Source organism: Pseudothauera hydrothermalis (assembly GCF_003345255.1).
In the GTDB taxonomy this organism is placed as follows: Bacteria; Pseudomonadota; Gammaproteobacteria; order Burkholderiales; family Rhodocyclaceae; genus Pseudothauera; species Pseudothauera hydrothermalis.
The window spans coordinates 513519-530839 of the sequence record NZ_CP029331.1 but is presented as its reverse complement, the minus strand read 5'-3'; the positions used below and the strand labels follow the sequence as shown (position 1 = coordinate 530839).

The 17321-nt window shown below is 69.9% G+C and carries 24 protein-coding genes; 17 read left to right on the top strand and 7 right to left on the bottom strand.

All coding sequences use genetic code 11. From position 1 onward, the window contains the following. Nucleotides 1-26: 26 nt before the first annotated feature. The 6 genes from DIE29_RS02605 to DIE29_RS02585 are packed head-to-tail and all read left to right on the top strand — an operon-like array spanning nt 27 to nt 3170. Nucleotides 27-440: a phage protein GemA/Gp16 family protein gene (locus DIE29_RS02605; protein WP_114649122.1), complete on the top strand. Its 414-nt coding sequence runs from the start codon at nt 27-29 to the stop codon at nt 438-440. Between the two features lie 14 nt (nt 441-454). Continuing rightward, nucleotides 455-919, top strand: coding sequence for a hypothetical protein (locus DIE29_RS14535; RefSeq protein ID WP_162860580.1), 465 nt, complete (start codon nt 455-457; stop codon nt 917-919). Beyond that, nucleotides 916-1281, top strand: a complete 366-nt coding sequence (locus tag DIE29_RS14530; RefSeq protein WP_162860579.1) for a hypothetical protein — start codon at nt 916-918, stop codon at nt 1279-1281. The genes DIE29_RS14535 and DIE29_RS14530 overlap by 4 nt, the downstream gene beginning before the upstream one ends. Then, nucleotides 1278-1499, top strand: coding sequence for an NrdR family transcriptional regulator (locus DIE29_RS14975; protein ID WP_418333174.1), 222 nt, complete (start codon nt 1278-1280; stop codon nt 1497-1499). The genes DIE29_RS14530 and DIE29_RS14975 overlap by 4 nt, the downstream gene beginning before the upstream one ends. Next, nucleotides 1420-2814 carry a structural protein gene (locus tag DIE29_RS02590; protein WP_162860564.1) on the top strand — a complete coding sequence of 465 codons (1395 nt, stop codon included), beginning with the start codon at nt 1420-1422 and terminating at the stop codon, nt 2812-2814. Before DIE29_RS14975 ends, DIE29_RS02590 begins: the two co-directional genes overlap by 80 nt. Next, nucleotides 2799-3170 (top strand): hypothetical protein, encoded by a 372-nt coding sequence (locus tag DIE29_RS02585; protein ID WP_162860578.1) that lies wholly within the window; start codon nt 2799-2801, stop codon nt 3168-3170. Before DIE29_RS02590 ends, DIE29_RS02585 begins: the two co-directional genes overlap by 16 nt. A 57-nt stretch (nt 3171-3227) precedes the next feature. Here DIE29_RS02585 and DIE29_RS02580 read toward each other — a convergent pair whose 3' ends face one another. The 7 genes from DIE29_RS02580 to DIE29_RS02545 are packed head-to-tail and all read right to left on the bottom strand — an operon-like array spanning nt 3228 to nt 8657. Beyond that, nucleotides 3228-3416, bottom strand: a complete 189-nt coding sequence (locus DIE29_RS02580) for a hypothetical protein (protein WP_114649119.1) — start codon at nt 3414-3416, stop codon at nt 3228-3230. Further along, nucleotides 3406-3957 (bottom strand): hypothetical protein, encoded by a 552-nt coding sequence (locus DIE29_RS14525; protein WP_162860577.1) that lies wholly within the window; start codon nt 3955-3957, stop codon nt 3406-3408. The genes DIE29_RS02580 and DIE29_RS14525 overlap by 11 nt, the downstream gene beginning before the upstream one ends. After that, entirely contained in the window at nt 3954-4772 is an 819-nt protein-coding gene (locus DIE29_RS02565; RefSeq protein ID WP_162860576.1) for a DNA adenine methylase, read from the bottom strand. The genes DIE29_RS14525 and DIE29_RS02565 overlap by 4 nt, the downstream gene beginning before the upstream one ends. After that, nucleotides 4769-5254, bottom strand: a complete 486-nt coding sequence (locus DIE29_RS02560) for a lysozyme (RefSeq protein WP_237269496.1) — start codon at nt 5252-5254, stop codon at nt 4769-4771. The genes DIE29_RS02565 and DIE29_RS02560 overlap by 4 nt, the downstream gene beginning before the upstream one ends. Then, entirely contained in the window at nt 5247-5708 is a 462-nt protein-coding gene (locus DIE29_RS02555) for a hypothetical protein (protein WP_114649114.1), read from the bottom strand. The genes DIE29_RS02560 and DIE29_RS02555 overlap by 8 nt, the downstream gene beginning before the upstream one ends. Beyond that, the gene (locus DIE29_RS02550) at nt 5702-7522 is read right to left on the bottom strand and encodes a terminase large subunit domain-containing protein (RefSeq protein WP_114649113.1); all 1821 of its coding nucleotides are present in this window, start codon (nt 7520-7522) and stop codon (nt 5702-5704) included. Before DIE29_RS02550 ends, DIE29_RS02555 begins: the two co-directional genes overlap by 7 nt. 1 nt (nt 7523) lies before the next feature. Further along, the gene (locus DIE29_RS02545) at nt 7524-8657 is read right to left on the bottom strand and encodes a phage portal protein (protein ID WP_114649112.1); all 1134 of its coding nucleotides are present in this window, start codon (nt 8655-8657) and stop codon (nt 7524-7526) included. 13 nt (nt 8658-8670) lie between these two features. Between DIE29_RS02545 and DIE29_RS02540 the strand changes: the two genes are divergently transcribed. From DIE29_RS02540 to DIE29_RS02490, 11 genes are all read left to right on the top strand, one after another. Further along, nucleotides 8671-9531: an XkdF-like putative serine protease domain-containing protein gene (locus DIE29_RS02540; protein WP_114649111.1), complete on the top strand. Its 861-nt coding sequence runs from the start codon at nt 8671-8673 to the stop codon at nt 9529-9531. Then, complete coding sequence (locus tag DIE29_RS02535; RefSeq protein WP_114649110.1) at nt 9528-9815, top strand: hypothetical protein; 288 nt, start codon at nt 9528-9530, stop codon at nt 9813-9815. The genes DIE29_RS02540 and DIE29_RS02535 overlap by 4 nt, the downstream gene beginning before the upstream one ends. Further along, nucleotides 9808-10701 carry a phage major capsid family protein gene (locus DIE29_RS02530; RefSeq protein ID WP_114649109.1) on the top strand — a complete coding sequence of 298 codons (894 nt, stop codon included), beginning with the start codon at nt 9808-9810 and terminating at the stop codon, nt 10699-10701. Before DIE29_RS02535 ends, DIE29_RS02530 begins: the two co-directional genes overlap by 8 nt. Before the next feature lie 6 nt (nt 10702-10707). Further along, the gene (locus DIE29_RS02525; RefSeq protein WP_114649108.1) at nt 10708-11076 is read left to right on the top strand and encodes a hypothetical protein; all 369 of its coding nucleotides are present in this window, start codon (nt 10708-10710) and stop codon (nt 11074-11076) included. Nucleotides 11077-11178: 102 nt separating this feature from the next. After that, nucleotides 11179-11478, top strand: coding sequence for a hypothetical protein (locus DIE29_RS02520; RefSeq protein ID WP_114649107.1), 300 nt, complete (start codon nt 11179-11181; stop codon nt 11476-11478). Next, entirely contained in the window at nt 11475-11966 is a 492-nt protein-coding gene (locus DIE29_RS02515; protein ID WP_114649106.1) for a hypothetical protein, read from the top strand. Before DIE29_RS02520 ends, DIE29_RS02515 begins: the two co-directional genes overlap by 4 nt. Beyond that, nucleotides 11963-12514 (top strand): phage baseplate assembly protein V, encoded by a 552-nt coding sequence (locus tag DIE29_RS02510; RefSeq protein ID WP_114649105.1) that lies wholly within the window; start codon nt 11963-11965, stop codon nt 12512-12514. Before DIE29_RS02515 ends, DIE29_RS02510 begins: the two co-directional genes overlap by 4 nt. Beyond that, nucleotides 12505-13437 carry a baseplate assembly protein gene (locus DIE29_RS02505; protein WP_114649104.1) on the top strand — a complete coding sequence of 311 codons (933 nt, stop codon included), beginning with the start codon at nt 12505-12507 and terminating at the stop codon, nt 13435-13437. The genes DIE29_RS02510 and DIE29_RS02505 overlap by 10 nt, the downstream gene beginning before the upstream one ends. Next, complete coding sequence (locus tag DIE29_RS02500) at nt 13430-14647, top strand: phage tail protein (RefSeq protein ID WP_114649103.1); 1218 nt, start codon at nt 13430-13432, stop codon at nt 14645-14647. The genes DIE29_RS02505 and DIE29_RS02500 overlap by 8 nt, the downstream gene beginning before the upstream one ends. A gap of 3 nt (nt 14648-14650) precedes the next feature. Then, the gene (locus tag DIE29_RS02495; RefSeq protein WP_114649102.1) at nt 14651-16897 is read left to right on the top strand and encodes a hypothetical protein; all 2247 of its coding nucleotides are present in this window, start codon (nt 14651-14653) and stop codon (nt 16895-16897) included. 17 nt (nt 16898-16914) lie between these two features. Continuing rightward, complete coding sequence (locus DIE29_RS02490) at nt 16915-17313, top strand: hypothetical protein (RefSeq protein ID WP_114649101.1); 399 nt, start codon at nt 16915-16917, stop codon at nt 17311-17313. Nucleotides 17314-17321 lie beyond the last annotated feature (8 nt).

Here is a 17321-nt window from a genome sequence, read left to right as displayed (position 1 = left end):
CCGCGCCTTGCGCGCGGGCAGGCTTGATGGAGGCCGACATGAACAGGAAGAGGCTAATCGCGCTGGCGCACATGGCCGCGGCCCAGGTGGGCGCGGACGAGGAGACGCGCCGGCTTGTGCAGCTGCAGGTGACCGGGGTGGAGAGCTGCCGAGACATGGACGAGGCGGCGCTGATGCGGCTGATCCGGCACTGGCAGAAGGCGGGCGCGGCCGTGCGGCTGCCGAGGATCGAGGTCAGGGCGGCTGACGATCGCGGGCCGATGATCCGCAAGCTCGCGGCGCAGTGTCATGCGCTGCGGCGGCCGTTCCCGGCGTATGCGCTGGGGGTACTGAAGCAGATGGGCTGCGCGGTGGAGCGGATCGAGTGGGCACCGGCGCCGATGCTGCGCAAGGCGGTGGCGGCGCTGGCGTATCAACATCAGCGCGAGGTGGCACGGTGAGGCTGAGGTGTCCGGTGTGCCACGCCGAGACGGCGCTGGAGGCGTGGGCGGAGGAGGCGGCGGCGCGGGAGCTGTTTGGGCTTCTGGCGACGCTGCCGGATGGCTTATCGCGCGCGCTGGTGCGGTATCTGGGGCTTTTCCGCTCGGCGAAGCGGGCGCTGGCTTGGGATCGGGCGCTGCGGCTGGCGCGCGAGGTGCTGGCGCTGGGCATCGAGGCCTCGGCGCTGGAGGCGGCGCTCGCCGAGACGGTGGAGGCGATGCTGGCCAAACGCGAGGCGGGGGATGTGCAGCCGCTGCAGAATCACAACTATTTGAAGCGCGTGGCCGAAAGCGTGGCCGCGCGGCAGGCGGGCGCGCCCGTGGCCGTGGAGGCGACGCGCGCGCGCGAGGCTAGCGCGGTGTCGGCCAAGCCGTCGGCGACGGTGGATGGGGTGATGCGGCTTGAGGCGCTCAAGCGCCGGGCAAGGGGCGCGGCATGAGCGAGGCGCCTGGCTGGCTGGTGGCGGAGGTGGCCGAGGGCATCCAGCGGCTGCTGGTGCTGAGGCTGGAGGGCTGCCCGCCGGCGGACGCGGTGGAGGCGGTGGCGCTGGCCTGGGCGGATGCGCTCATGGTGCGCGGCGGGCGCTGGGAGGAGACGCTGGATGCGCCGCGCATTCGCACGGCTTTTCGCCTGCTCTGCGCGCATGCCGAGCGTTGGCCGGCGCCGACGGCGATCTGGCAGCACATGCCATCGAGGCAGACGCCAGCGGCGCTGCCGCCGCCGGCGCCGACGCCAGAGCAGCGCGAGCGCATCAAGGCTTATATCGCCCAGGCGCGGGCGGCGCTGAAGGGGAGAGGATGATCTGTCCATCCTGCGGCGGATGCGCGGTGCGCGTGTATGGCACGGTGCGGCTGGCGGCCGAGGGCGGCGGGCTCATCAAGCGCTATCGCGTCTGCGAGGGCTGCGGCGCGCGGTGGATCACTTTCGAGGAGATACGGCATGGATCGGTGCGACACGGCGCGCGATGCGGAGATCGATGGCCTGCGCAGGCGGCTGATTGCGATCCTGATCAAGGATGAGGCGGCCTTTGAAGCCTTGCGCGAGCGGCTTTCCCAGGCGATGACGCGGGCGTGGAGCTTTGGCGTGGAGGCGGCTTTTCGCCGGGCGCTGGAGGCTTTGCGCGGGGTCGATCCGGCCCGTTTTTCCAAGGCGGATGAGGCGCGGGTGCTCGCCGCCATCGAGGCGGAGGTCGGCGGTGAGGCGATGCGCCTGGCGATGGAGGGGCCGGTGGCGACGCTGCCGCAGGCGATCTATGAAGCCGAGGCGATGGCCGCGGCGCGGCGGGCGGCCGGGGTGGATTACGCCTTCGGCGTGAAGGACGAAGCGGCGCTCGATCTGGTGCGCCGGTTCGATCTGCACTGGATCGCCCGGCACTGGGACGCGGGCACGCGCCATGCCGTGACCGGCGCGGTGGCGGAGTTTTTCGAGGGCGGCTGGACGTACGAGACGCTTGCAGACCGGTTGCGGCAGGCGTGCGACGGCATCGAGGCGCGCGGGATGGCCTACTGGCACTTGACCGCGGACACGATCGCCACCAAGACGCGCGAGCTCGGGCGCGTGGCGGGGTATGAACAGGCGGGGGTGCGGTATCTTGAGGTGCGCGCGCACATCGACGAGCGCACCACGCCGATCTGCCGCTCGATGCACGGGCGGCTGATCCGGCTGGAGACGATCCAGCGCCAGCGGGACAAGTATCTTTCCGCCATCGAGCGCGGCCACATGGAGGCGGCCAAGGCGGCCTGGCCGATGTGGGATGCGGGCATGGCGATGTCGGGCGGGACGAAGGTGCTGCCCGCGAACGTGGGGCTGCCGCCGTATCACTTCCGCTGCCGGACGGTGACGGTGGCGTATCTTGGGGTGGATCCGGAGGTGATCGAGCAGGAGGCCGACGAGATCGAGCGCTGGCAGATGGCGGCGCGGCAGCGCGAGCAGCTCCCGAAACGCGAGTTGCTGCGGCTGATCGAGCGCGCCAGGATGGCGCGGTGGGATAGCTTGTCCTACGTCGGCCGGCATATCGACAAGCACCGGCACGGCATCGCGAAGGCGCTCGGCAAGAAGCCGGAGTCGATCACGCTGGATGAATACAACGCGATGATGGACGATCTGATTCGGCGCGGCGACCGCGAGATCGCGCTGAGTCTGCGCCGTGGCAGACTTTATGCCGAGTTCTTCCGCCAGACGGAGGACGGGCGGCGGCTGACGGCGGTGGTGAATGTCTCGGACGGCAAGCGTACGACGCTGCATGTCAAGCGCGATGCCGATGGCGGCAGCCTCAGGAATGAGCTCTTCGCGCCGCAGGGCGGGAAAGGAGTGCAGAAATGGCTTGGATGGTGAAAGCAGAGCTTCAGGATCATCCCAAGGATGATTCGTTCCTGGGCTTTTTCGACGTCATCGCGCAGCCGGACGCGGAGCTTTATACCTTCGATCTGGACTGGACGCTGCATCTGCGCTCGGCCTATGAGGTGGGGCGCGAGCAGGGGCTGCTTGCGCCCACGGCCGTGGCCGAGCTTGCCGAGATCGATGCCTTCTGGCGGGCGCATCCGCAGGCCTTCGATGCCGCCTTCGGCGATCTGATCCCGCGCATCGATCCTGCGCGTGAATTGGCCGGCTGGGTGGAGGACGAGACGGGCGCGCCCATGCCGATCCCGGCGCATCATTGGTGGTGGCGGTTGTCGAAGGATTGGGCGTGAACTTTCCGGGAAAACCGGAACGTTGTTGATTTGCGGGCCGGAGGCTCGCGCACCCGTTCAGGACTTGCCGTGACGTTCCCAGTCGTCGCGGCACTCGGCCGAGCACCAGCGGCGCGCGTCCATGAGCGGCTCGCCGCACCACAGGCAATAGCCTGTGGGCGCGGGGCCTGGCGGCAGCCGGCGGGCCAGCAGCGCGGCCAGTTCGTATTCGTTCTTGGCCTGGGCGAGATCGGCGTCATCGGCCATCGCGGGTCACCTCGTCCCAGTGGCGGATGGCGTCGATGCGGGCGCGGCAGTCGTCGTAGAGACGTGCGGCGTCGAGGATCCAGCCGGCGATGTCGGCATCGGTGCTGACGGCCTGTGAGTCGCCGGGATCGGCGGGAGGCTCGGCAGCGGCTGCACGAGAGCCGCCGGGACGCGCGGGCAGGTCGTCGGCGGCGAGGGCGGCGTTGAGGCGCAGCCGCAGAGCGCCAGACAGGCACTCGCGGCCAGTGGCCAGGCTGTAAATCTCATTTTTAACCTCCTTCAAGCGCTTGTTGAACGCGGCTTGTCTTTCGGCCAGCCGGGCGGCGGCCGAGGCTTCGGCTTCCTGGGCGCGGGCGAGCAGGCGGGCGGCGGCGTCCGCCGCGGCGCGGGCGTCTTCGGCGCGGCCGGCCTCGCAGCGGGCGAGCGCGGCTTCGGCGCGTGCCGTCTGGCCAGCGCCGACTTTGGCGGCCAGCCCGTAGCCGACGGCGGCGGATACGACGGCGACCAGCGCCCAGGGCCACAGCGACGGCAACTTGATCATGGCGTGATGATCAGCTCCACGTATTCGCGCTTCGCCGCCTGGTTTAGCGTGCGCCAGCGCCGCACCTCCTCGATGTGGCAGTCGGCGTACAGATCGCGGATCAGCGGATGGTCGCCGTAGGTCAGAATCCAGCGGCCTTTGACTGCGCGCAGACGGTCGCGCAGCGCGAGATGATCGGCTTCGGTAAACGCATGCTCGTAGCACTCTTGATCGCCGTCCGCGTAGGGCGGGTCACAGAAAAACACCGTCCCCGGCGCGTCGTACAGATCGATCACGCGCTGCCACGGCAGGCATTCGATGGAGACACCCGAGAGCCGGCGCGAGACGTCAAACATCTGCTCGATGAGTGTGTCGCGCGGCTTCATTCCTGTCGCTTTACCGACGTGGAAGCCTTTTCCCGCGCTGCCCTGAAACCCTGAATGCCGCACCATGATCCAGCGCGCGGCGCGCTGAATGTCGGTCTCGCCCGGCGCATCCTTCAACCAGCGCAGCCGCTCGGCGCGGTGGACGAGCATCCAGCGCAGCTCGTCGGCAAGCGCGTCCGGGTGGTAGCGCACGATGCGCATCACGTTGGCCAGGCCGCCGTCGATGTCGTTCCAGACCTCGACCTTGCTGCGCGGCTTGGCCAGCAGCACCGCGCCCATGCCGCCGAAGGGCTCGCAGTAGCAGACGTGCTCTGGCAGCATCGCCACGATGCGCTTGGCGAGCCGCCGCTTGCCGCCGACGTAGTTGAGGAACGGCGCGACGGGCGCTTCACCAGCCATATGACACCATCTGCACGGCGTGTCCATGCTCGGATCTGGCAGCGGGATCATGCGCCCTCCCCCATGCACAGCCGGTATTCGGCCTCGCGCCGCTTGACGAGGCCCGGCAGCTCGCGGCCGCCGGCGCGCGTCCATTTGAGCAGCTCGCGGCAGGCCCCGGCGTAGTCGGGCGGGGTCTGGCGGAGCTTTTTGACCAGGGTGGAGCGGCAAGCGGCGGCCCCCCCGACGTTGTAGGCCCAGGAGACGAAGGCGTCCCACTCGTGCCGGGCAAGCGGCACGGGGCCGATGCAGGCGGCAAGCTCATGAGCGATGCGGTCGGCATCGCGCGCGAGCATGACCACCGCGCGCTGCGGGGTCACCGTGTCGCCGGGCCTGACCGGCCGGCCGTCCGGGTGGGCGGTGGAGCCGAAGCCCACGGTCTGCACGCCCACGCCATCGTCGTAGGCGCGAGACGAGTAGCCTTCGAAGCCGGCAATGAGCGCCACGGCGATGGCCGAGGCGCCAAAGCCGCCGATCAGCATGCGTCTATCCACGTTTGACCTCCAGTCCAAGGGATTTGAAGTGCGCTTCGAGCGCGCGCGCGGTCTGCTCGCCCACGTAGTCGCGGATCACGGGCGGCAGCGGCTCGCGGGCGAAGCGTTCGGCGGCGCGGGCGAGGTAGGGGTTGGGCGGAATCGTCACCTTGCGCGCGATGGCCTTGCCAGCCTTTTTCCAGACCGGTCCGCGCCATCCGGGCGGCGGGTCGAAGACCAGCACCTTGGCTTTCTTCGGGCGGATCACGGCGCCGTCGTGCACGGCGCGGGCGTATGGAACATTCGGCCCGACGACGGCTTCGGTGTCTGACAGGATGACTTCCTTGATAGAGTTGCGTAGCTGAGTGTGCTTGTGCTGTTTGCTACTACGCCCAACCGGCGCTTCCTCGATGGCGAGCGTGCGCAAGCGTTGCGCGAGCAGTTGCATCAGCCGACGGTCGGGCAGCATCACCATAGCTCCACCTCCATGCGCGCGGCGCGGCTGATGCCATCCATGCCGTCGAGGGCGAGCGCGAGCGCCCAGAAGCGGTCGGCGTGGCCGCTGGCGTCGCGCGGGGCGTCGTAGCGGATGCCGCTGGCGGTGGGGATGCGGCGCACGGCGTGCAGCTCGGCCATGAGCGATGGGTCGCGCGGGATGGACAGGCGCTTTTGCTCGGCCAGGCGCAAGAGATCGAGGGCCAGGCGCTCCTTGAACGGCGCGGTGAAGGCGCGCGGGAGGACGCGGCCGGGATGGGCGCGGGCGAGTTCTTCGGCCAGTTGCCAGCCCAGGCCCGAGCGGTCGATGGCGACGTGCTCGGGATCAAAGCGCGCGATCCAGTCTTCGATGAGGCTGCGCTGGCTGGCGAAGTCCATGCCCTGCACGCTGTGGGTCTTGAGCACACGCACACGAGCCGTGGGGGCGAGGCTCACGGGGTCGAGCAGTTCGCCCACCAGCACCAGCGCGGTGCGGTCGGCCACCCGGCCCAGATCGACGCCGAGGCGCAGGCGGCCATAGCGCGGGGCGGCGGCCTTTTTGCCCACGGGGCTTTTGCCCTCACCCCCGGCCCCTCTCCCAGGGGGAGAGGGGGGATGGATGTCTTCGGCGATGGCGTCGAGCAGGCTCCAGGGCAGCAGCGCGCCCTCCTCTTCCGCCCATTGACACTCAAAAAACATGGCCCAGCTGGCGGCGTCGAAGTTCAGCCGCAGCTCATCGAGCCCGCCGGGCAGCGGCATGCCGTCCTTGAGGGCGTCGTGGATGGTGATGACGTGGCGGCTGTAGTGGCTGTATCGGCCCTGGTGGTCGGTGGCGATCTTCCAAAACAAGTTGCCGGGCACCCAGGGCGTGGAGCAGACGGTGATGCGCCCACCCACGCGGGTGATGGCGGGCACGACGGCGTTGAAGAGCGCGTCCGGGCGCGGCGCCCAGGCGAATTCGTCGAACCACACATCCCCGGTGTAGCCCTGCGCGGTGCGCCAGTTGGTGGACAGCGCCACGGCCTTGCTGCCCATGATGCGGATTTCGCGGTCGGTATCGTCCTCGATGGGCAGACCGAGCTTTTCGGCGTGGGCGCGCAGGTGGCCCATGACCAGCCGCGCCTGGTCTTCGGAGGCGGAGACGATGATCTGGTCGCGCCCGGCGGCCAGCCCCAGCACGGCGGAGAGCCCGATCACATAGGTAAAGCCGATCTGCCGGGCCTTGAGGACGCAGCGATAGCGCGCGTCGTCTTCGAGGAAGCGGCGCTGGTAGGGGAGCAGCCCGTATTCCGGCGCAATGGCGCGCTCGAACAGTTCGCGGCTGGCAAAATTGGCCACTTTGGGCAAAGGCTTGGGCTTTGGCAGGCTCTTCTGGATGCCGGCCAGGGCCTTTTGCAGCATGCGCAGCCGCAAGGTGAGCTTGTAGGACTGCGCCTCGTCGGCCTGACGCAGCAGGGCGGTGACTTCGGCGATTTCGGCTTCGAGCTGGGCCGGGGTCTGCCGCCGGTTGGCGAGTTCTTCGCGCCAGCCGTAGTCGCGCGCCCAGGCGCGCAGGGTGTTCTCGTGCACGCCGCAGGCGGCGGCGATGAGGGCGACAGGCTCGCCGGCGAGATAGCGGCTGCGCGCTTCGCGGCGCACGTCTTCGCCGTAGCGCGGCTGTCCGCCGGGGGTGCCGGGGCCGAAGAGCCGGCGCTTTTGCGTGTCGACGAACTTGCGCGATACGCCGAAGCGCGCGGCGATTTCGCCGGAGGGCTCGAAGCGCTTGATGGCGGCGAGGATCTGCCGCCGCACGTCGTCCTGGATGCGCGCGGGCATGTCAACCCCCCATGGCGTCAAGAAGCTCGGCGATCAGGCGGGCGCGGTCGAGTTTTTTGGCGGTGGCCGACTTTTCCAGGTCGATCCAGCCACGCGCCTCGGCCGGCGTCATGATCCCGGCGGCCACCAGCTGCGGCAGGGCGGCGATGTCGGCGCCGGGCGGGGTGAGATCTGGCGCATGGAGTCTTGCATCACGGATGCCAGCCGCGGCGAGCACGGGCGCGAGCGCCTCTTGCATCAGCCGCCGGCGCGGCGCGAGCGTGAAGGTCTCGAACATGTGCATCTGCTCGCGCGCTTCGCTCAGGCCACCCAGCGCGCCGGGGGTGGCGATGCCTAGCAGCCGCGGCGGCACGCCGTGGGCGGCGGGCAGCACCTCGCGCGCGACCTTGTAAAGCTCAATGAATTTTCCGTCGTTGGCCTGCGCGACGGCCTTGACGTCGAGCGTCTGGCCTTCGGAGAGGGCCACGAAAAGCGTTTTACGGGCGTTTTCCAGGCCTTTGAATTCGGTTTGGAAGAAGTGCTTGATCGCCTCTTTCTGCGCGTCGGAGAGCTGCGCGCCGGTGGCGGTGACGATGTGATCGGGCACCGCGTTGTGCTCGAAAAAGCGCGTGTTGTAGCGGGTGATGGCGTCCAGGAGCTCGATGACCCCGGCGGCGGCGGCCCAGGCGGGCGTGGCATACCAACCGGGCAGTTGGCTCGTGGCGCGTAGCCAGACGACCTCCTCCTCGGCGTAAACCTCGACGGTCTCCTTGAGGCCGTCCCAGATGCGCGTCTGGATGCCACCGGCGCGGCGGCGGCGCACCGCCCATGCGGGAAGGCGCACGAGCCCCAGCACGCGGCCGACGCGGTCGCGCACGATGCGCGCCCAGGCGTTGCCGTATGTCTCTAGGTCGAGCGCGAGCGCGGTGAGCGTGGCGGGTGGGATGAGGGCGGCGGCGGCCTCGGCCTCGCCGCCCGTCCAGCCGGCGCCAGCAATGCCCTCGGCCTTGAGCGTGAGCGCGCGCGCGTGGGTGGGCTCGCTCATCGTCCAGGCGATGAGCCGCGCCGGGTCGATCGGCCAGGGGTATTCGTCGCCGGTGGCACCGAGCAGGTCGAGCGCGGGCGCGGCAGCGGATTTTTCGAGCGCGATGTCCATGCGGCGATGATCCGTGAGCGGCCGCGCGGACGCGATGATCAGTTTCCATATATGGAATGTCTCCGATCCATCGGCATCGCTTATGGTCGATCATCGCGGCATGCCCAAGATCACCGACTTAAGCGTGGAGTTCATCAGCCTGGTCAAGCGCCCGGCCAATGGCCGGCGCATCATCCTGCGCGGCGCGACGGCCGCGCGCGAGTTCGAGATTTGCAAGGCCGACGCGCGGCTGCATCGCGTCTACGGCATCGTCTATGCGCCCGAGAGCGTGGATAGTCAGGGCGACTGGACGGACGCCGAGACGATCCGGCGCGCGGCGGACGAGTGGATGATTTCCGGCCGCGCGGCCAACGTCGATCGCGAGCACGATTTCTCCTCCCTGCCTGCCTTCGTCGCCGAGAGCTGGCTCGTCCGCTCCGGCGACCCGCTTTTTCCAGACGAGAAGGAAGGCGCCTGGGCGGTGGGCATCCAGGTCGAGGATGCGGCGCTGTGGGATGCGATCGAGGCCGGCGAGGTCGAAGGGCTGTCGCTGGCCGGCACGGCGCGGCTGGAGAAGGCGCGCCGCGCGTTCAAGACGTTTTTCACCCCGAAGAAGGAGACCGAGATGACCCCTGATGAGGTGCGCGCCATCGTGCGCGAGGCCCTGGCCGAGACGGTGGCCAAGGCCGAAGCCGAGGCCGAGGCCGAGAAGATCGCCAAGGCCATCGATGCGACCAAGGCCGAGGCCGAAGCGCTCAAGGCGGCGCTGGCGAAGACGGAAGCGGCGCTGACGGCGCTGGCGTCTCGCGTCGAGGCGCTGGAGAAGAGCCCGGCGGCGCCGATCGCGCCGACGGAGGGCGAGACCAAGGCCGCGGAGGCGGAGAGCTTCGTATGAGCCTGCCGCTGATCAAACCGACACGCGGCCGGGTGTATGGCTTGCAAGCCCTGTATTCGGCGCGCGCCAAATCGCCCGATGGCAACGGCGGCGCGCTGGCCGCTTGCGATCTGGCCAAGATCGGCTGCCGCGCCTTCGATCTCGCGCTGCTGATCGAGACCGGCTGCGTACGGCCGCACCCCATGCCGCTGGCCAATCTGTATCAGATCACTGCGCTGGGCTGCGCCTGGCTGGAGGCGATGGACGAGGAACCCGAAGAGTTCAAGGAGACCAAACATGCATGACTTGATTCGCATCGCCAAGGGCATGATCGGCCCCGGCGACCTGAACCCCGGCGGGCAGTTGCGCCCGGAGGCGGCCGACCGGCTGATTTCCCTCATCTCCGCCAGCGGCTTCATGGCGAACGTGACCACGCGGCGGATGAAGAAGCTCACCGCCGACGTGTCGGTGATCGGCGTGGTCGCGCGCTCGCTGGTGCGCGTGGCGGAAGGGCAGTCGCCCACCGACGCCCAGCGCCTGGGGGCCACGCAGCACGGCTGCACGCTCACCGCGCTGCCGGTCCAGCTCTTCCCGCAGATGTCGCTGTCCACGCTGCGCGACAACGCCGACAACCCTGCTCTTGTGGCCGAGGTGGAAAAGCTCCTGTCCGACCGCATGGAAGCGGAGCTGGAAGACCTGGCCTTCAACGGCACGGCGGACGACAACTCCGGCGGCTTCACCACGCTGAACAAGGGCTGGATTCAGGTGGCGGCCGACGCCGCGGCGACGCCGAAGGTGAACATCGATCCGGGCGGCACGCAGACCTGGCGGCAGGCGCTGAAAGCCGTCTACGACGCCTGCCCCGACGTCTACCGCCCGCAGTCGGCCTTCGTCATGTCCGAGGCGGATGCCGACGCCTACGCTTTCGAGGTGGCGGGCACGGTCAGCGGTACGGCCTATATCGCCGAAAGCCCGCTGCGCCGCTTCATGGGCCGCCCCATCCTGACCAGCGCCTACTGCCCGGCCGGCAAGGTGCTCTTCACCCCGCCGCAGAACCTCATCTTCGGCATGACCACCGAGATCTGGCAGAAGCGGCGCTGGGACGACGACGCGCGCGCGCTGCGCTGGGTGTTCGACTTCGCGGTGGACTACGAGATCGCGATCAAGCAGGCCTGCGTCTACGGCTACTGATGAGCCATGACCCCGGAGCGCGTCAGAGAACTTACCGGCTGGCCGGAGGATGTGCCGGAGGCGCTGCTTTTGGCGCATCTGGACGCGGCGCGCCGGCGCATCGACGCGCTCACCACGGCGCGCGCCGGGGCGGACTACGACGACGCCATCGCCTGGGAGGCGGCGCGCACCGCCGCGCCCGTGCTCCACACCTTCGCGCTCGCGGGCGCGGCCAAGGTGGGGCGGCTGGAGGGCGGGGTGGAATGGCGCTTTCTCTCGCCGAGCGAGCTCGAGGGCTACGCACGGCGGCTGGCCGAGATGCGCGATGCGTGTCTTGCAAGGCTGCCGGCCGCATCGAGCGCGCTTTCCGGGCCGATGTTCATGGCGGCGATTTAGAGGGCTTTGGAGCGGTTTTCTCGGTCTGGTAAGGGGTGGGTATGGCCTAGGCCGATTGCGACGAATTTAAACGGGTTTTGAACTGGTTTAAACGGGTATCTCATGAGCGGTGACGATCACATCGAGCGGCTGGCCAGGATCGAAGTGGTGCTCGCTGGCATCCAGGCCGAGATGGCGACCATGCGCGACGCGCTGATGCGGCTGGTGCGCATCGAGGAGCAGCACGCGGCCACGCGCGACGAGGTGCGGCGCGTGCACGAGCGTCTGGATGCGATCGATGCTCGCCTGGACGAGGCCGAGCGCCGCATCGACGGCCTGCGCGGGCCTCTGGTGTGGCTCGCCGGTATCGCCGCCACCGTGGTGGCCGGCGTGGTGAGTGTGCTCGTGGGGAGGGTGATGTGAGGGCGCAGATCGCCGATGCCATCACGGCGCGCGTGCGCGCCGTGGATGCGGCGCTGACACAAAGCGCCTGGGGCGACAAGGCGGTGAGCGTGATCGTCGAGCGCATCGACGTCGACGCGCAAGGCGCGCTCGCCGGGCGCGTGTCGGCGCTGGTGATGGCGCAACGCATCGATGATCTGCCGCTGGCCGAGCTGATCGCCGCGCTGGCTGCGCCGCTGCGTGTCGCCGCGCCTGGGCTGCTGTGGCTCGATCTGTCGCTGGCATCGGTCGAAGAGCGGCTCGATGAGGCGAGCGCGCTGCTGCTGGCGAGCTACCGGGCGCGTGGCGCCATCGACCCGCAGGTGCTGGGCGCAGCCGACGATGTGCGCTACGACTCGGCCTATCTCGGGGTGGCTCCCTGGATCGGCGCCGCGCACGAGGACAAATACGTGCGCGTCGATACCGAGCCGATCGTCGGCGAGACCTCGCTGGAGGATATGCTGCCATGAGCGTGGATGCCGACGCCCTCACGCTGGATGCGGCCGACTGGGGCCGCGGCGGCACGGTGCGGCTGGGCACGGTCAAAGAATTTGACCGGGCACGCTGCCGGGTGCGCGTGCGGCTGGCGGGCGAGGACGCCGACGCGGTGACCACCGGCTGGCTGCCGTGGGCGACATGGTCGGCCGGACATCTGCGCGTGTGGAGCCCGCCCGCGATCGGCGAGCAGTGCCTGGTGCTCTCGCCATCGGGCGACCTGGCGCAGGCGGTGGCGCTGCCCGCGGTGCATCAGCAGGATGGCCCCTACCCGGCCCCGTCCGACAACCCGCAGCACACGCTGCTGGCCTGGGACGACGGCGGCTATATCCGCTACGAGCGCGATACGCACCGGCTCATTCTGCACGCATCCTGCGTGGTGCGCATCGAGGGCGATCTGATGGTGACCGGAGATGTGTACGCGGGCGGTGTCAGTCTGCGCCGTCACCGCCACACCGGCGTGCGGAAGGGAGCCAGCACCAGCGGCGGCCCCACGGGCGGGGAGGCTCCGTCATGCCAGTGATCGACCTGACCCGCCTGCCGCCGCCGGCTGTCGTCGAGCCGCTGGACTACGAGTCGGTGTTGGCCGACCTGAAGGCCGATCTGGCTGCGCGGCTGCCGGAGATCGCGCCCGTGCTGGCGCTGGAGAGCGAGCCGCTCGTCAAGCTGCTAGAGGTGGCCGCCTGGCGCGAGCTGGTGCTGCGCGCGCGCATCAACGACGCGGCGCGGGCGGTGATGCTGCCGTGGGCGGTGGGCGCCGATCTGGACAACCTGGCCGCGCGCTACGACCTGGTGCGGCTGCCGGGCGAGGACGACGATCGCTTGCGCCGCCGGGTGCTGATCGGCTATCACGCCCTGTCGGCGGCGGGCAGCGCGGCGAGCTGGAAACTGCGTGCACTGTCGGTGTCTGTCGACATCCGGCAGGTGGATGTGTGGGCGGATCGGCCGGGGCGCGTCAAGGTCTGCCTGCTGGCGCGGGTGGCCGTGGATGCGCGTGACGTCGGCGCCGAGGACGAGCGCATCGGCCTGCGACTTTTCGGCTTGCACCCGGATGCCGGCCTGCGCTGGCGCGCCGCCCGCGCCGACGATGCCATCGTCGCGCAGGTGGCGCAGGCGCTTTTGGCCGAGGACGTGCGGCCGCTCACCGTGGATGTGGATGTGACGGTGGCGCGGGTGCTGCCGGTGGCGGTCGCCGCCACGCTGGTGCACCCGCCGGGCCTGGATGCCGCGCAGATCGTCGCGCAGGCGCGCCAGCGGCTGGAGGCGCTCGCCGGGCGCGCCGCCTTCCGCGTCGATCTGACCCGCGCCGCCCTCATCGCCGCGCTGATGGGCGATGGGCTGCGCGATGTGATCCTGACCGCGCCCGCCGCGGACGTGGCCGCAGGCCCCGGCGAACTGCCGGTCATCACCGCCATCGATCTGGCCACGGAGGCCCGCCGTGACTGAGCGCGCGAGTCTGTTGCCGGCCAACGCCACGCCGCTGGAGATTGCGGCGAGCCGGACCATCGGCCCGTGGACGCCGGGGGCGCAGACCATCGCCACCCTGGCCGATCCGGCGCGCATCCCGGCGCGCCTGTTGCCGCATCTGGCCGCGGGCGAGGACCTGCCGCCGGTGTGGCCTGCCGACGAGGCGGGCAGGCGCGCGCTCATCGCCGCCAGCCCCAGGCTGCACGCCTTGATCGGCACGCCCACGGGCTTGCGCGAGCTCGCCCGGCTGGCCGGCGCGCACATTGCCCGGCTGGAGATGCCGCCGGCCAAGACGTTTTTGGGTTTCTGGGATACCGCCAGCCGCCGCCAGTGGCTGGCCGCGCACCCCGAGATGCGCCTGTACACCATGCGCGAGCGCAGCCCTGCCGAGGGCTTGATGCTGGGGCGCGCTTATATCGGCCACCGCGCCGAGCCGCCCTGCCGCACGGCGGCGATGGCCCGCAGCGCCATCCGCGCCGAGATCGTCTGGCCCGATGGGCGCGTAGAGCCGCTCACCAGCCACACCTGGACCACGCTGGAGACATCGGCCAGCGGCACGCTCGACCTGGCGCGCCGGGCGCAGGCCGTGGGCGTGGTGTGCGGCCAGCCGCTCGCCGGTGTGACGAGCCGCGCGGACGCCTCGGCGCGCTACTGGCGCATCGCGCGCGTGACCTACCGCGAGCGGCAGCACCTGCTCACGCTCAGGCAGATGGCGCCGTCGCTCGCGCCGCTTGCCCCCGATACCGAGATCGTCGCCGAGCGCGCGCGGCGCGCTGGCGTGCTCGCATTCGGCGCGACGCTCTCCGGCGCGTATACCGCGCGCTCGGACGCTGGCGCGCGCCTGTACCACCGCATCCGGCTGCACGACCCGGCCGTGCCTGCGCGGCCCAAGCACGGGCCGACGTATCTCGGCTTTACGCGCCTGACCAGCCCGCCGTTCGTGGCTATCGCGCATGTGCGCATGCCCGCGCGGCGCCTGCCGCTGGCGATCGCCAGCACGGCTATGCGCGCTTGTCTGTCCGCGGGCGATGCCCGCGCGCGCATCGCGCCGGTGCTCGATGCCATGGACTGGGCGCGCGCCACTCACGACCAGGTGCTGGTGCGCACGCGGCTGCACGGCACCGCTCGGGCCTCGCGCATCCACAAGGCCGGCCGCGTGCTGGCCGGGCAAGTCATCTACAGGAGCTGATCGATGGAAAAACAAGTCATCTACCGCGACCGGCAGGAGCTACAGGCCGCCGACCTCAACAACACCCAGACCTGGGCCGACGAGGCCAGCCGCCATCTGGTGACCGACGCCATCACGACCGAGCGTCAGTTCGTCGGGCTCACGGTCACGGCGCGCTCGGCCACCGAGATCGAAGTGGCGCCCGGCCGCCTCTACGACGGATCGAGCGGCAAGGTCTACGCCATCGAAGCCGCGCAGGTGCACTCGGTGTTCGCCATGCTGCCGTTGCAGGATGCCAAGTGGCTGGCGGTGTCCGCCTTCGGGCAGGAGGAGGACACCGACATCCAGCCGCGCGACTTTTTAATCGACTTGCAAACGCGCGAGGTGGAGCCGGAAGCGGTGGCCATGCAGCGCCGCCGGGTGGCGGTGATCCACATCGCGCAGGGATTGGAGAGCCCCACGCCGGAGCGTCCAGAGCCGCCGACTGGGTATACGCTGCTCGCGCATGTGCGGCTGTCGCCCACCGGTATCCAGGAGGTGGTGCTGGCCACGAGCCGCCGTCTGCCGAACCTCTACGCGGTCGAGCGCCGCCTGAGTGCCGCCGAGGGCTGGATCACCAGCGCCGAGCCGCGGATTGCGCACATCATGAGCGACATCGCCGGTCTGGGCGAGCAGATGGCCACACGCGCCACGCTCACTCAGATGCTGCAGGTGGCGCAGGACGTGGCGCGCGTCAAGGAGCGGCTGGAGCTGCCAGACGATTACGTTTTCTACGGCGCCGACCACTTCCTCACCGAGGACGAGAGCGACACGAGCTACAGCGGCTATAGCGCCCGTGTCGATGAGGGCATCCGCCCGCCCATCGTCGGCCACGCCACGCAGGCGCTTGCGCTCCTCAACCCGCTGGATCCGGAGGCGCGCGTCTCCAGCGCCGGGCTGCTGCTGCCCGCCTATACCGAGATCCCGCGCCTGCGCATGGAGAAGCGGCGCGGCGAGATCACCATCAACGCGTACCAGTATCAGACCACGCAGATGGTGCAGCGGCAGATGAGCCGCCAGCGCATCCGCTACGGTGAGACGCGCACCGCGTGCACCAACTCAGGCTTTTGGAGAGGCGGTGTGTTCGATCCCATCACCGGCATATTCCGGCGCGGTGACGAGATGTGGCAGATCGATCCGCTCGATGTTAGTCGCTTTCATCATCCCCACGCATTCTTGCGCGGCACGCGCATCTGGATCGATAACTACGTCGAAACGTACTGGGAGGCCGTGACCACCACGCACACGGTGCAAGGCTCGATCCTGGCGCAGACGCTGCTCATGGCGCAGACCGGCTGGGTGCCGAGCGTCGAGCTCTTTGTCACCCACGCCGACGCGGCCGCAGGGCTTGACGTGATACTGTGCGACGCCCAGCTTGGCCAGCCCGACCTGCAGCGCGTCATCGCCCGCGCCACGCTCGCGCCTGGCGCTGTGACGACGGGCTGGCTGCGCGTGCCATTTGCCGACCCGGTGCTGGTGGAGAGCGGCCGGCGCTACGCCCTGGTGCTGGTCTCCGGCGGCGCGCACCGCGTCGGCTACACCGGGGGCACCGAGTACACGCAGGGCGTGCTCATGTACCGCCAGGACGGCCAGTTCTTCGTCGAGGCGGCCGAGCGCGACCTGATGCTGCGGCTCAACTTCTGCCGCTTCGCCAGCCCGCGCGCCGTGGTGCAGCTGCAGCCGCTGCAGCTCTCCGGCGGCATTGCCGACATCGACATGCTGTTCGATGGTGTCACGCCCGATGGCTGCGATCTGGCGTTTGAGTACCAGGTCGGCGGTCAGTGGCGGCCCATCATCGACGGCACCGAGGCTGGGCTCGCCAGCCTGCCGGCCATGGTGCCGCTGCGGGCGGTGTTCGTGGGCACCACCGACCTGATGCCGGTATTCCGCCTCACCGGCTCGCAGGTGCGCGTGGCGCGTGTGGGCACGAACTTCACCCATGTATCCACCGCGCGCACGCTGGCCACTGGCTCGACCGACATCCGCGTGCGCCTGCTGCTGGAGGACTTCGACCCCGCGCACCACACCGTCGGCTGCCGACTGCTGCTTGACGGCGGGCCGCTGGATCCAGCCAGCAGCCGCGACGAGATCGTTGATGGCCGCAGCCGCTGGCGCGAATACCGCTTCACACCCGCAACGGCGCAGACCGGCTACCGCATCGAGATCACCGGCGCGACCGACGACTGGCGGCGCGCCTGGCACGTGGCCGAGCGCTACGACCTGGCGCTGTGACGGAGGAGGCGATCGAGATGCCCGCGCGATTCCCCGCCTACCGCATGCAAGACGGCGTGACCCCGCTGTCGGCGGATTACTTCAACCCGGTGCTGGCCGACCTGGACGCGCGCATCGCCGAGCTGGAGGCGCGCCGCGCCGACCTGCAAGGCGTCATCGACGACCTGACGCGCTTCGGCCTGGCGCGCATCGACACGCTGATCGGCCCCTCCATGCAGGCGATGAGCGACATGATGGCCGATCTGCAAACGCGCCGGGACGCGCTCGTGGCCGCGCTCGAAGGGGTGGGTGAACTGGCTACGCAAGCGCAGGTGCAGGCCGCCATCGCTGCCGAGCAGGCCGAGCGGCAGGCCGTCATCGCCGCCGAGGCGCAGCGAATCGACGCGCTGACGGCGCTGGTCTACGCCGCGTTGTAAGGAGATTG

Coding starts and splice junctions, on each gene's coding strand:
- DIE29_RS02605 (WP_114649122.1), top strand. CDS start 27: ATGGAGGCCGACATGAACAGGAAGAGGCTAATCGCGCTGGCGCACATG.
- DIE29_RS14530 (WP_162860579.1), top strand. CDS start 916: ATGAGCGAGGCGCCTGGCTGGCTGGTGGCGGAGGTGGCCGAGGGCATC.
- DIE29_RS14975 (WP_418333174.1), top strand. CDS start 1,278: ATGATCTGTCCATCCTGCGGCGGATGCGCGGTGCGCGTGTATGGCACG.
- DIE29_RS02590 (WP_162860564.1), top strand. CDS start 1,420: ATGGATCGGTGCGACACGGCGCGCGATGCGGAGATCGATGGCCTGCGC.
- DIE29_RS02585 (WP_162860578.1), top strand. CDS start 2,799: ATGGCTTGGATGGTGAAAGCAGAGCTTCAGGATCATCCCAAGGATGAT.
- DIE29_RS02580 (WP_114649119.1), bottom strand. CDS start 3,416: ATGGCCGATGACGCCGATCTCGCCCAGGCCAAGAACGAATACGAACTG.
- DIE29_RS14525 (WP_162860577.1), bottom strand. CDS start 3,957: ATGATCAAGTTGCCGTCGCTGTGGCCCTGGGCGCTGGTCGCCGTCGTA.
- DIE29_RS02565 (WP_162860576.1), bottom strand. CDS start 4,772: ATGATCCCGCTGCCAGATCCGAGCATGGACACGCCGTGCAGATGGTGT.
- DIE29_RS02555 (WP_114649114.1), bottom strand. CDS start 5,708: ATGGTGATGCTGCCCGACCGTCGGCTGATGCAACTGCTCGCGCAACGC.
- DIE29_RS02550 (WP_114649113.1), bottom strand. CDS start 7,522: ATGCCCGCGCGCATCCAGGACGACGTGCGGCGGCAGATCCTCGCCGCC.
- DIE29_RS02545 (WP_114649112.1), bottom strand. CDS start 8,657: ATGGACATCGCGCTCGAAAAATCCGCTGCCGCGCCCGCGCTCGACCTG.
- DIE29_RS02535 (WP_114649110.1), top strand. CDS start 9,528: ATGAGCCTGCCGCTGATCAAACCGACACGCGGCCGGGTGTATGGCTTG.
- DIE29_RS02530 (WP_114649109.1), top strand. CDS start 9,808: ATGCATGACTTGATTCGCATCGCCAAGGGCATGATCGGCCCCGGCGAC.
- DIE29_RS02525 (WP_114649108.1), top strand. CDS start 10,708: ATGACCCCGGAGCGCGTCAGAGAACTTACCGGCTGGCCGGAGGATGTG.
- DIE29_RS02520 (WP_114649107.1), top strand. CDS start 11,179: ATGAGCGGTGACGATCACATCGAGCGGCTGGCCAGGATCGAAGTGGTG.
- DIE29_RS02510 (WP_114649105.1), top strand. CDS start 11,963: ATGAGCGTGGATGCCGACGCCCTCACGCTGGATGCGGCCGACTGGGGC.
- DIE29_RS02505 (WP_114649104.1), top strand. CDS start 12,505: ATGCCAGTGATCGACCTGACCCGCCTGCCGCCGCCGGCTGTCGTCGAG.
- DIE29_RS02495 (WP_114649102.1), top strand. CDS start 14,651: ATGGAAAAACAAGTCATCTACCGCGACCGGCAGGAGCTACAGGCCGCC.
- DIE29_RS02490 (WP_114649101.1), top strand. CDS start 16,915: ATGCCCGCGCGATTCCCCGCCTACCGCATGCAAGACGGCGTGACCCCG.